The organism is Flavobacterium luteolum (assembly GCF_027111275.1).
Lineage (GTDB): Bacteria > Bacteroidota > Bacteroidia > Flavobacteriales > Flavobacteriaceae > Flavobacterium > Flavobacterium luteolum.
Map to the genome: position 1 here is coordinate 1394092 of NZ_CP114286.1, position 12129 is coordinate 1406220.

Consider the following 12129-nt stretch of genomic DNA (forward strand, 5'->3'; position numbering starts at 1 on the left):
TACTTAAATAGAAATCCAACTATTTGTTTTTAAACTCTCAATAGCAGCAAAACTAGCTTTAGAAGTATTTATTAACTCTTCGAAAGGTATTAATGGTTCTCCACCATTTTTTGTTTGCTCAATTAATTTGTGAAATTGGTTTTTATGACCTTTATCTAATCGTGTTTTTAATTTAGAAAAACCTTTAAAACCAAATCCTTCTGTTTTTATAAAATTATCCATTATTAAGGTTCTCTCTTGAGAATATACTTCAATTCTTTCTTTTGAATAAGCTTTTGAACCATTTGAAAAATAATTGATAACTCCTGTAGAACCATTTTCGTACTTTAATAAAATACTCGCATTATCAGTGTTTTCTTCAGGATTCACTCCCATTGCATTCATACAAACAGATTTTACTTTACTACCTGTTAAATATGTTATTAAATCAATAAAGTGACAAGCTTCACCAATAATTCTTCCGCCTCCAACTTCCATATCATGTACCCACACATTTTTTGGTATTGCCCCTGCATTCATTGTTGCAATTACATTTATTTGCGAATTTCCAAGTAAAGACTTCATCTTTAGTGCGTGAGGAGAGAATCTTCTGTTAAAACCAACCATTATAGTTTTTTCAGATTTCTTTTGCGCTTCAATAACCTGAAGTAATTCCTCTTCATTTAGAGCTAAAGGTTTTTCTACAAAAACATGCTTATTTGCTTCTAAACATTTTACGACCATTGGAGCATGGAGATTATGACGCGTTGTAATTAATACCAAATCAACTTCACCATCCTTAAGAATATCCTCCGTATTAGTAGTAGAATGAGAGAAAAGATATTTTTGAGCCATTGCGGTTCCGCTTACTCCCCCTTTACTCGCAATATATTTATTAATGGCTCCACTTCCCTTTAATGCTGGAAGCATTGTCATTTTTGTAAAATTCCCAGAGCCTATTACTGCAATTACACCTTTTTGTCCTTCATAATTTGAAGGCTTCAGTTCAATTGTATTTTTAGGGATATTTGTATTCTCATCATACTTCAGAATAGAGGCTATAGCTTTACTAGCTCCAATTTCTTTGTATATTTGCATATAATTGTCTAAAGGAACTACCTGAGATACCATTTTATCTACTAACAATTTTCCAGATGAAATTGATTGCAAAATTGCTTCAAAATTTCTTTTTTCTGTCCATCTAACAAATGGTAATGGATAATCAATACCTCTGTTTTCATAGTTTTCATCATATCTACCAGGCCCATAAGAACATGAAACTTGAAAAGTTAGTTCTTTTTCGTAAAACTCAGCTCTACTTAGATCTAATCCAATAACCCCAACTAAAATAATACGACCTCTTTTTCGAGACATTCTAGCCGCTTGAGAAATAATCTCATTGTTTTTTGCTGAAGCAGTAATAACAACACCATCTGCACCAATATCTCCAGTACATTCTTGAACGAATTTAACAACATCGCCATTTCTTGGATTAAATGGAATAATTCCCCATTCCTTAGCCAAATTTAATTTACTTTCATCAATATCAACCCCAATTACTTTACAGCCATTTGCTATTAATAATTGCGCTGTTAGCAATCCTATCAAACCTAATCCAATAACAACAATAGTTTCGCCTAAAGTTGGATTTAATAATCGAATACCCTGCAGTCCAATTGAACCAATAACTGTAAAAGTTGCTTGTTCATCTGTAACATTATCTGGAATAGAAGCAACTAAATTTTTGGGAACACATACATATTCTGCATGTTGTCCGTTTGAAGCTACTCTATCTCCTACTTTAAACTCACTAACACCTTCACCAACAGCAATAACAACTCCTACATTACAATATCCCAAAGGCAATGGTTCTCCTAGCTTATTAAAAACAGCTTCAAGTGTTGGTAAAAGTCCTTCTGTTTTTATTTTATCTAAAACTTGCTTTACCTTATCGGGTTGCTGTCGAGCTTTTGATATTAAATTAGATTTCCCAAATTCTACCAACATACGCTCAGTTCCTAAAGAAACCAAAGAGTGTGTTGATTTTATTAATACATGTCCTTTAGCAACTAAAGGAGCAGGAACCTCTTCAAGTATTGTTTCACCAGTCTTAAAAGATTGTATTATTTGTTTCATTTAATGATTTTATTTTTATAATTGATATAAAAGCTTTCTTTCCTCAAATTTTGGATAGCTAATTAATACGGCTCTATACTTTCCTTTAAAAACAAAAAAACTTCCAGCCGAAACTCCAATGGTTTTATATCTTGATATCGCTTCTTTAATGTGCTCCAAAGTTCCAACTCCGCCTAAAATAGTCATTGGCATTTCAGTTTGATCACGCACAAAATCAAACAATTTAAAATCGAGACCTTGCATTTTCCCGTCATTATCTACAGAATTAACTACAAGTTCACCAATACCAATTTGATTTAGTGTTTCTAAAAAATCAGCAAGTTTAACAGGTGCTGTTTTTTTTCCATTATGGGTTACTATTTCATAGCCTCCAAAAAGTTTTTTCTTTTTTACATCTATCACAACAACAACGCTTTGGGAGCCTACTGCATTTGCAATTTTTTTAAGAATTTCAGTATCATAAATTGCTGCTGCGCTTAGAGCTACTTTTTCAGCACCTAAACTAATTATTTTTTTTGCTTGTTCAACAGTTGTTACACCGCCACCATAACAAAAAGGCATTCTACATTCGATCGCTAGATTTTGTATTAATTCAAAATCTGGACCTCTTCCTTCAATTGTCGCATCTATGTCTAGAACAATTAATTCATCAACTTCTTTTTCGTTAAAAATTTTAACAGCATTTAAAGGATCTCCAACATATTTAGGATCTTTAAAATTTGTGGTCTTAACCAATCCTTTATTATGCACTAAAAGGCAGGGTGTAATTCTTGATCGTAACATTATAACTTAGCAAAATTATGTAGTAAAGTAATTCCGTTTTGGTGGCTCTTTTCGGGATGAAATTGAATGCCATATACATTTTCATGAACTACAGAAGAAGCAAATTCCTTTCCGTAAGTTGTTGTTGTTAAAACATCATCAGCATTCTGACATTCAAAATAAAATGAATGTAAAAAGTAAAATCCTAAATCTAGATCAATATCTTTAAGCAAACTATTTTCTTTATTAATTGTAATTGTGTTCCAACCTAAATGAGGTAATTTAGGTTTGTGCTGCAAGATAGATGCATCAATCTTTTTAACCTTACCTTTTATATAACCAAGTCCTTTTAATGTTCCTTCTTCACTTGATTCGGCTAAAATTTGCATTCCAACACAAATACCAATAATAGGAACTTTGTTTTGTAGAACTTCTAAATCCAAAATTTTTCTAAAACCTGTACTATCTAATTTAGAAATAGTTTCATCAAAAGCTCCAACTCCAGGTAGAAATATTTTTTTTGCTCCTACTACATCTTCTGGTTTCGTCGCGATAGTATATTTTACATTTAGTTTTTCATAAATGTTAGCTATGGCCTTTATATTTCCCGATCCGTAATCAATTATTGTTATCATCTTTTAATTGATCTTTCTATTCCTAAAAATTTCAAAACTTTAGCCCCTGTCTTAAACATTGACAATTGATTTTTATAATCCCAAAAAAACTTCTTATCAGAAGTAAAGTAGCCCTGCAATTCTTCTACAGTAATTCCTAATTTAGTAGCAATATATTTAAATTCTTCTTCAATTAACTCAGGATTATAAGCAGTTTTCTCTAAATTAATCAAAGCATTTTCTCTAGTCATTTGACCAGTTAAAATCAAACTTGAATATTGTACTCGACGAGTATCAAAACCAAATCTTTCAGGAAGCCAATAACCTTCATAAAATTTAGTGAATCGAGACTCAAAATGTTTTTGTGGATATGGAGTCCATCCATATTCGTCCGCTAATAGTTTCAAGGCCTCTTCTTTAACATAAGGCATGTAATTTAATGGCTTTACAACTTGAACACCTTTAATATATCGTAAATAAAATTTATGTTTCAATACGGGACTAAATGGATAAGTAAGCATTTTATTTTTTCCAAACTTTTTTCTTATATCTCTAATTTGCGCCATATCTGTCCCGTAGTAAAGATACTCCATAGGGTTTCTAACGCACTCAGTCGATATATTTCCACCGTTTAAAATATATTTTATATTATATTTATTAGCAAAATTATATAATGTTGCCACAAATGCATGATCTTGAGGAATATCCAAATGAGGAACTCCCGATTTAAAGAAAGCGAGTTGAAAATCTTTCATCTCTTCCCAATTAATCACTTCAGTATATAAATCAAGTCCCAATTTATCAATCATTACTTGGATATTATTTACTGCCAATTCAGAATTCCATCCACCATCAACATGAAAAACCAATGGTCTTAATCCCAATTCTTTTACCGCTAAATGCAGAAGATAAGAACTATCGACACCACCACTCATTCCCAAAATACAATCGAAATCTTTGCCTGCTCCCTCTTTTTTAATTTTAGCTACCACCTCCAGCATTTCAGCTCGACCTTTTTCATCTGTATGCCAATTTGGCTTCACATTATCATAAAAGTCATTACAGTGATCACAAACGCCCTTCTCATCAAAAACTATTTTTGAATCGGATGTGTCCATGACACAATTGGTACATATTTGATATTTAGTTTCCATTTAAATAATTTTAATATCTTTTCTATATTCGATATGAGATTCTTTTGAAAACTTCCATTTTAGCTTTCCTGGAAGTTTGTCTGTTGTTGCATGCATTAGATGAGTAATATTAATTGAAGGCTCATAAAAAACTTTATGTCCTTTTTCAAACAGCTGCTTGGCCAAAAAATATTCTTCATACATTAAAAAAGTGGGAGAGTATAATTCCTCAAATAAATCAAAAAATCTTGGAGTCAAAATATAACATGCTCCATAACCTTGATAAATCTCTCCAGCTTTTTCAAAATTATCTTCATCTTTTCTTCGTGTAAACTTATGGGTTACTTTAGCAAATCTTATGATTAGTTTTGCAATAGTATAATTTGAATGGTAAAGATCATAAAATAACTCCCGTATCTTACTTATTCTTTCAACAACATGTGGATTTTGATGAAAACCATCACTTGTGACAATATCTGGAGAAATAACAGGGTACTTTAAAATTAAATCTTTATTTAAAAATATTGAATCGTAAAAATTCTCAGGAAAAAGAACATCATTATTTCCAACTATCAAACAATTTATCTGTGGATAATTCTCTCTAATGTGTCTAATACCAATATTTAAACCTTTAAAATAACCAACATTTTGATCACTAAAAATTACCTCGACACTTAAATTATTCTTTTGAAAAGATTTTAGAGTTTCAATATCATTCTTTTCTGAATTATTATCTACAACAACAATTTGGATTTGCTCTTCATTAGATTCCTTTTGCAGAGACTTTACTGCATTTATTGTATAGTTAGCATTATTAAAATTTGTAAAGACAAATCCTAGTTTATTATTTAACATTAATTTCAGTAGTTAGTTATTATTATTTTTCTGGAAATGAATATTTCAAAGTACCTTTAAAGCCATCTTTAAAACCTTTATAACTTTTTTTCAATTTTAAAATCACCTCTTTTTCGACTAGAATAATTTTGAAAATCGAAAGAATATAGAAAAAATTCAATTTTAATACAAAATAGGTATCTGTGAAAAAATAATCTCTAGTTACTATCACATGATTTCTAGACATAAAATACCTACGGAAACTATTATGATTAGAAGAACTAACACTAATACCTAGAATTTTTCTTTTTAATGGATCCCCCGCTTTATGAATCATACCGGGCTTAATAGACATCAGTGATTTTTTACCATTCTTCTTTAATCTTAAAGAATATTCTATGTCAACATTATCAATAAAAAAATCATCTCTAAATCCTCCTATTTTAACAAAGGACTTAACACAAATTAAACAACCTGATGTAATCAAATAATCTTTTTCTAAATATTCTCTTTGCTTAGGTACTGCATTAAATGTATCTTCAAATGATGATGTATAACTAACTCCAATCGCACCGATTTCATTTTTAGAAGAAAAAGAATTATAAACCTCTTGGATAACATTAATTATATTATCAAAAGGAGTAGAATCTTGATCAAAAGTAAGTACAAAATCGAAGTTAAACTTCATTGCCTCCTTCACTCCTTGATTCAATGCAGTAGCAATCCCCAAATTCGTATTATTTCTAATTATATCAACTTTGTCTTGATTTTCAATAGAGTCAATAATTTTAGCACCTTCATTAGTCGAATTATTATCAACTACAATAATTCGGTTTACCTGCTTACTCATAGTATTTATTAACTTTAATAAACCATTATCTGGATTATAAGTTATTATTAAGCAACAGATTGAATCAGTTTCTAAGAAATTTCTATTTTCATGCATATATTATTACCGCTAAAATTTTAATAAGTTAAAATATTATGCATAAAAAAGTAAACAAAAATATTTTTAACTTTAACTACCATATTGAATTCCATTTTTTATACAATGTTTATTATAAAGCTATTTATTTAAATAAGCTTACAGTAAAATAAGCTCAAAAAGACTTAGTTAATTTAAATTTCATTTAAAACTTGAAAACTATCTATAAAGTTCAAAATATAATTAAAAAAAGAAATGGCTATTCTCTTTTATTAATTGGTTTGCAAAAAATAAATTATTCCCAAAAAAAATGATAAGGAACTATTGAGCCAATAATTTCTTTGCTCCTGGAAAAAATGTATACAAAATGAAATATAGTTATAATACCCGTATAAATAATTATCAGAATCCGTCTATTGCGTTTTCCAAATTTGTATGCATAAGGTATAACAAGTATTTGTATTATCATTAAACCATATACCATCCTGAATGAATATTCGATAGTTGAAATTAAATTATATAGAATAGTACCAAAAAATAATATATTAAAATAAAACCTGTATTCATTGTCTTGATCAGAAATAGGCTTTGTAATATAACAAAGAATTGAAAATGGGACAATTGAAAAAATGTATCCATACAAATTGGAACCCTCTCCAGTACCATAATTTGAGTATCTTACAATTGTGCCACTATAAATATTATCATTAAGACCACTCATATCTAAAATAAAGTCATTAATAAAACCATAAAAACCAGTTAGTCCTAATAACGTTACTAAAAATAAAGAAAGAACTATTAAATTATTGTTCAATCTTAAATTCTTTAAGAATAGAAATGGTAAAGCAATTATACTAGTTGTATGAAATAAAACAGCAATTAATAGTAAAATTAATGATATAAACTTCTTTTCATTATTCCAATAACAATAAGCTCCCAAAATAAAAATTGTTGCTATTGATTGCCTAATTATGTTCATGCTTTCAGGAAAAAAATGAGAAACTGAGACCATGAAAATTAATGTAGAAAAAAGAGGGTTTGGCGACTCATTTTTTAACACAAAAAACAAAGGCATGTATATAAGTGACGATACAAATAATAACCAAATGACCCATGAATCTAAAAAAAAATGTACTATAGTATAAGTGAAAGGAAATAATATCTCATTGGAATCTGTGAAATAGCTGTCAATTCCAGTTCGAAAAGAATCAACATACTCGATGGTGTCAATTCCAACATTAGCACCTCTCAAACCGCAAATTAAAAACATAATTACTATTATAACCAAAGAAAAAAATATTTGATACTTCTTTTCTACGATTATAGTCAAAATCACTGTTATAAATGCCATTAAAAAATAAATAATCATTGAAAAATACTGTTTTGAAGATATGTAAGTTAAACTATTAGGTATAACATTTGAAGAAAATAATGATTAGAAATTTTTAAAATATCTAAAAATAGTACTTAAACAATGCAAACAAATAACAGCTATGTTAAAATAAAATATGGCTTTTTAAAATTACATCTTCTTTTTACTATACTTTGATTTCAAATCAAATGTCGTCAGAAATTTTTTTTGATTTAGAAATTAATTCCATAAAGAAACATGTAGAAGAGAACAAAGTATCTAATAAACTTAATCAATTAAATTGCAATGAATTAAACTTCTAGTTTTTCTTTTATTATTAGGTGCATTCAATTAATAAATACAATTTTTATAATATTTCAATTCATCTAAAAATTCTTTTTTTGAATATGTCTAAAAAGAGTAGGGCTAAAAACTAAAATACGCTTTAATAAAACTCTCCAATTATTTAATTTAAGTTTTGAAGCAAAAAAACGAGCAGCTTTGTTTTCTTGGTATTTGATTGCACAACTAATACTAGCAGAAAACCTAGATTGCTCAATTATATCATAAGTGATATTCTTGGAGGTATATCTATTAATGAAAAAATGTCTAATATCATAATAGGAATTTAGAAAAAGCATATCTTTTTCATAAGATGTACTCTTGCTTGCCGAATTTTCTAAAACTCTATATGTGGCCATAGATTCAGGAAAGTATTTAAATTTACAATGTTTTGAAAACTCCAACCACATAACATAATCTCCCATCAAAAACTTACTTCTTACATTTACTTCAATATCCATAAAATTCTTTAGCAAGCTTTTTTTGAACATTACTGTAGGCGTATATATGTTATTGTATCTTAATAACTCTTCGAAAACAAAATCACTAGATGGGTTTATTTTATTTTTTTGATGATAATTCTTAACTAATTCCCCGTTTTTCTCAAAAAAATAATCAGCTTCATGGTGCACTAAACCAAATTCGTCATTTTTTACCAAAAAATCTACTTGCTTTTGCAATTTAGAAGGATCTGTCCAAAAATCATCACCCTCACAAAGAGCAATATATTTCCCTCGAGGAGCACTGAAAATAACATTTTCCACTGAACAGTCTTTTTTTGAGTATAGATTTTCAGTTTGATAAATATTATTAAATAAGTGAGGGTATTTAGATTCATATTCTTTCACTATTTGTGCTGTACTATCAGTAGATGCATCGTCATGAACAATTACCTCTACAGAAAAATTGGTTTGTTGCATGATAAACCCATCCAAACATGCTCTAATATAATTTTCATGATTGTAGGTGGTACAAATAACTGTTACTAATGGTAAATTTTCTTGATCCATTTTTTACTTAGGTATAGCTATTATGCTTTCTTTATATCTATAAAAAATCGTAGTTTCATCCTTAATTGATTTATCTACTACCATGCCTGCTTGTATTGTATTACTATTTCCTACTGTGACGTGAGGTATTACAGTTGATCTAATTCCAAAAAAATTATTACTCCCTATTGAAACTCTTCCAGCAATACCAGCGGTGGAGAAAAAATTACCATTACCAATTACACAATCATGACTAATGAAACTGTAAGAAGTAATCATATTAAAATCTCCAATTTTTATATTAGGACCAACAATACAAAACGGATAAATAATATTTCCTTTTCCCAATTCAATATTATCAGGTATAATTACTGAATGGTGTATAAATTGAAAAAACACAGCACCTTTAATTTCCAATTTAGAAATAATTTCATTTCTAAACTTAATATCCGATATTCCTATCAAAACTTCAATTCCATTCTCAAAATTGTAGGTATCGATATCTCCAAGAACAGGTTTTTGAAGATTGTATTTTTTCCAATACTTTTCAATATTATAGTCGTAATCAATATATCCCAGCAAATCAATCTGAGATTGAGAATCAACATATTTATTATTATCTTCTATATATGAAGTTAATTCAGCAGCAACTGCCCCTGTACCAATAATTACAATTTTTTTCATAAAACTTTACTAAAATCAATTTCATTAAAAGCCATTACTTCTCCATGACCTGGATATACCATCATTTTATCATTACTAAACAATTCACTAAGCTCGTAAATTGTTTCTGTTAATTGCTTTTTACTGCCTCCAGGTAATTTTGTAACTGTTTTAATGCCTTTAATAAAAACATCTCCCATAAAAAGATATTTATCAATCCAAAAAGAAACAGAGCCTTCTGAATGCCCAGGTGTTTCTTTAAATTTGAATACATAATTTCCAAGTTTTAGGTCATTATTAGAAACTAGGATAATATTATTTTTTGCAAGAATTTCAAAGCCTACCTGATCATAAAATACAGACAGGTTTTTCTTTTTATTAATTATGTTGCCTAAACACTTTTCTGTGCATACTATTGCACAATTAAATATCTTTATTAATTTATTAACTCCCCAAATGTGATCAAAATGCTCGTGAGTTAATATAATATTTTGAGGAACTAAATTATTCTCTTGTAAGAAAGATAATAATTCTTTGCAATCTTCTGTTCCAGGATCAACAACAATGCAATTTGAATTCAAATCATTATAAATTACAAAACAATTAGAATCAATAGGATGATTCTTAATCATTTTAATCAGTATCTCCATTTTAATTTAACCTGAAATATTTATTGTTCTGCCCCCATCAACAGTTATTTGTTGGCCTGTAATCCATCTTGCATTTTCAGAAAGTAAAAATGAAACTGCTTGAAAAATATCATTCGTTGAACCAATTCCTAATGGATAAACAGATAACATTCTTTGTTTTAATTCTTCATTTCCTAAAATATCTTTTGTCATCTCAGTTTCCACAGCACCTGGAAGAACAGAATTAACACGAACTTTTGGTGCCAATTCAACAGCTAATGATCTCATTAAACCATCTAATGCTGATTTTGATGCACCATAGGCACCCATTGCTTTAGCACCGTAATTACTAATATTACTTGATATAAAAATTGCACAGTTCAAAGAACTATTATTTAATTTCTTATTTATAAGAATAGTAGAGATAAGGCTTGCCGCAAAAACATTAACATTAAATGTGCTTTTCAAAACGTTTAAATTTGACATTTTTAAAGGAGCCATTTTCATAATACCTGCACAATGCACAAATTTTATAACTTCAATAGAATTGTTTAGCAAAAAAAGTTTTAATGAATCTTCAACTTCTTCAATTTCTTCCAAATTACATAACCATGTAAGAGTAGAATTTTTTTTTGCACATAAACTTTCAACTTCATTTAACTTTTCTAAATTTCGACCATGCAAAACTACATTATAATCATTAGAAAGTTTAACTGCGATTTTTTTACCAATTCCAGACGTTGCACCTGTTATTAGAACGAATTGCTTTTTCTCCATAATATTATTGGGCTGTAAATCCACCATCTACATTTATTATTGAACCCGTAATCCATTTAGCCATATCTGACACTAAAAAAGCAATAGCATTTGCCACATCTTCTGCATTTCCAAGTCCTAAAGGATGAAGTCTATTAATTAATTCATCGTATTCAGAATTAAAAGAACCACTAATTGAATCTAACATATTTGTTTTCACAAATCCTGGCGCAACACAATTTACTCTTATGTTTTTAGACGCCAGCTCAATTGCAAGTGACTTTGTTATTCCGTGTAAAGCCGATTTTGACATCGCATATCCAACATTAGCTGCTGATCCAACACAACCATATACGGATGAGATAAAAATAAATGATCCTGATTCTCCAGTAAAAACTGACTTATTACTACAAATTTTGGCTAATTCTAAACCAGCAATTGAATTAAGTTTTAATACATCAAGAAGTATTTTATCATTAAGTGATTTTAAAGGAGACAAATAAGGCCTGCCTGCCAAATGCACAAAACCATTAACTTTACCTACCTCTGATACCGCATTAAAAATTTTTGCTTTTAACTCATTCGAGTCCAACAAATCAAGAGCTAGAATTTTTGTACTATTCTCACAAATTTCAGCCGTTTCATACAGGCCTTTTTCGTTCAAATCTATCAAAATTAAAGTTGCCCCTAATTTAGATAATACTATACTTGTTGCTCTACCAATTCCTGATGAAGCTCCCGTAATAATATATTTTTTACCTAATAATGAGATCGGATTATACACTCTTGATTGATTGATTTAATTATTTGTTAGTAATTCGTATAAACCACCAATAGTTTTAGCTTCAACAATTTCTGCAGCTGTAATAGTTTTTTGAAATTCTTCTCCTGAATAAGCTATTATTGATAAACTTGTTAATGAATCCCATGCATCAAAATCAACAATTGTATCAGTTAATTGTACAGTGTCTTCTTCTAACAATTCAGCCATTTTTTCTAAAAAATCTTCCATTTTA

Annotated in this window: 13 protein-coding genes; all 13 read right to left on the reverse strand. The window is 29.0% G+C overall.

The genetic code is table 11. The annotated features are described in order from the left end of the window. Positions 1–3: 3 nt before the first annotated feature. The 13 genes from OZP10_RS05830 to OZP10_RS05890 all read right to left on the reverse strand — a co-directional run bounded on the left by OZP10_RS05830 (position 4) and on the right by OZP10_RS05890 (position 12125). On the reverse strand, positions 4–2115 hold the full coding sequence (locus tag OZP10_RS05830; protein WP_281633893.1) for a bi-domain-containing oxidoreductase: 2112 nt from the start codon (positions 2113–2115) through the stop codon (positions 4–6). 15 nt (positions 2116–2130) lie between these two features. Next, positions 2131–2898 (reverse strand): AglZ/HisF2 family acetamidino modification protein, encoded by a 768-nt coding sequence (locus OZP10_RS05835; protein WP_281633894.1) that lies wholly within the window; start codon positions 2896–2898, stop codon positions 2131–2133. After that, on the reverse strand, positions 2898–3512 hold the full coding sequence (gene hisH, locus OZP10_RS05840) for an imidazole glycerol phosphate synthase subunit HisH (RefSeq protein WP_144217674.1): 615 nt from the start codon (positions 3510–3512) through the stop codon (positions 2898–2900). Before hisH ends, OZP10_RS05835 begins: the two co-directional genes overlap by 1 nt. After that, the gene (locus OZP10_RS05845; protein WP_281633895.1) at positions 3509–4645 is read right to left on the reverse strand and encodes an N-acetyl sugar amidotransferase; all 1137 of its coding nucleotides are present in this window, start codon (positions 4643–4645) and stop codon (positions 3509–3511) included. The genes hisH and OZP10_RS05845 overlap by 4 nt, the downstream gene beginning before the upstream one ends. Next, positions 4646–5479, reverse strand: a complete 834-nt coding sequence (locus OZP10_RS05850) for a glycosyltransferase family 2 protein (RefSeq protein ID WP_281633896.1) — start codon at positions 5477–5479, stop codon at positions 4646–4648. A 22-nt stretch (positions 5480–5501) separates the two neighbouring features. Beyond that, positions 5502–6308 carry a glycosyltransferase gene (locus tag OZP10_RS05855; protein ID WP_281633897.1) on the reverse strand — a complete coding sequence of 269 codons (807 nt, stop codon included), beginning with the start codon at positions 6306–6308 and terminating at the stop codon, positions 5502–5504. A 370-nt stretch (positions 6309–6678) separates the two neighbouring features. After that, complete coding sequence (locus OZP10_RS05860; protein ID WP_281633898.1) at positions 6679–7752, reverse strand: EpsG family protein; 1074 nt, start codon at positions 7750–7752, stop codon at positions 6679–6681. Positions 7753–8120: 368 nt separating this feature from the next. Continuing rightward, positions 8121–9086 carry a glycosyltransferase gene (locus OZP10_RS05865; RefSeq protein ID WP_281633899.1) on the reverse strand — a complete coding sequence of 322 codons (966 nt, stop codon included), beginning with the start codon at positions 9084–9086 and terminating at the stop codon, positions 8121–8123. A 3-nt stretch (positions 9087–9089) separates the two neighbouring features. Continuing rightward, positions 9090–9749 (reverse strand): acetyltransferase, encoded by a 660-nt coding sequence (locus tag OZP10_RS05870; protein WP_281633900.1) that lies wholly within the window; start codon positions 9747–9749, stop codon positions 9090–9092. Next, positions 9746–10360: an MBL fold metallo-hydrolase gene (locus tag OZP10_RS05875; protein WP_281633901.1), complete on the reverse strand. Its 615-nt coding sequence runs from the start codon at positions 10358–10360 to the stop codon at positions 9746–9748. The genes OZP10_RS05870 and OZP10_RS05875 overlap by 4 nt, the downstream gene beginning before the upstream one ends. A 24-nt stretch (positions 10361–10384) precedes the next feature. Next, positions 10385–11134 carry an SDR family NAD(P)-dependent oxidoreductase gene (locus tag OZP10_RS05880; protein ID WP_281633902.1) on the reverse strand — a complete coding sequence of 250 codons (750 nt, stop codon included), beginning with the start codon at positions 11132–11134 and terminating at the stop codon, positions 10385–10387. A 4-nt stretch (positions 11135–11138) separates the two neighbouring features. After that, positions 11139–11897, reverse strand: coding sequence for an SDR family NAD(P)-dependent oxidoreductase (locus tag OZP10_RS05885; RefSeq protein ID WP_281633903.1), 759 nt, complete (start codon positions 11895–11897; stop codon positions 11139–11141). A 15-nt stretch (positions 11898–11912) separates the two neighbouring features. After that, entirely contained in the window at positions 11913–12125 is a 213-nt protein-coding gene (locus OZP10_RS05890) for a phosphopantetheine-binding protein (protein ID WP_281633904.1), read from the reverse strand. Positions 12126–12129 lie beyond the last annotated feature (4 nt).

Bases quoted from the DNA above. Each gene is read 5' to 3' on its own strand.
- OZP10_RS05830 (WP_281633893.1), bottom strand. From the start codon at position 2,115: ATGAAACAAATAATACAATCTTTTAAGACTGGTGAAACAATACTTGAA.
- OZP10_RS05835 (WP_281633894.1), bottom strand. From the start codon at position 2,898: ATGTTACGATCAAGAATTACACCCTGCCTTTTAGTGCATAATAAAGGA.
- hisH (WP_144217674.1), bottom strand. From the start codon at position 3,512: ATGATAACAATAATTGATTACGGATCGGGAAATATAAAGGCCATAGCT.
- OZP10_RS05845 (WP_281633895.1), bottom strand. From the start codon at position 4,645: ATGGAAACTAAATATCAAATATGTACCAATTGTGTCATGGACACATCC.
- OZP10_RS05850 (WP_281633896.1), bottom strand. From the start codon at position 5,479: ATGTTAAATAATAAACTAGGATTTGTCTTTACAAATTTTAATAATGCT.
- OZP10_RS05855 (WP_281633897.1), bottom strand. From the start codon at position 6,308: ATGAGTAAGCAGGTAAACCGAATTATTGTAGTTGATAATAATTCGACT.
- OZP10_RS05860 (WP_281633898.1), bottom strand. From the start codon at position 7,752: ATGATTATTTATTTTTTAATGGCATTTATAACAGTGATTTTGACTATA.
- OZP10_RS05865 (WP_281633899.1), bottom strand. From the start codon at position 9,086: ATGGATCAAGAAAATTTACCATTAGTAACAGTTATTTGTACCACCTAC.
- OZP10_RS05870 (WP_281633900.1), bottom strand. From the start codon at position 9,749: ATGAAAAAAATTGTAATTATTGGTACAGGGGCAGTTGCTGCTGAATTA.
- OZP10_RS05875 (WP_281633901.1), bottom strand. From the start codon at position 10,360: ATGATTAAGAATCATCCTATTGATTCTAATTGTTTTGTAATTTATAAT.
- OZP10_RS05880 (WP_281633902.1), bottom strand. From the start codon at position 11,134: ATGGAGAAAAAGCAATTCGTTCTAATAACAGGTGCAACGTCTGGAATT.
- OZP10_RS05890 (WP_281633904.1), bottom strand. From the start codon at position 12,125: ATGGAAGATTTTTTAGAAAAAATGGCTGAATTGTTAGAAGAAGACACT.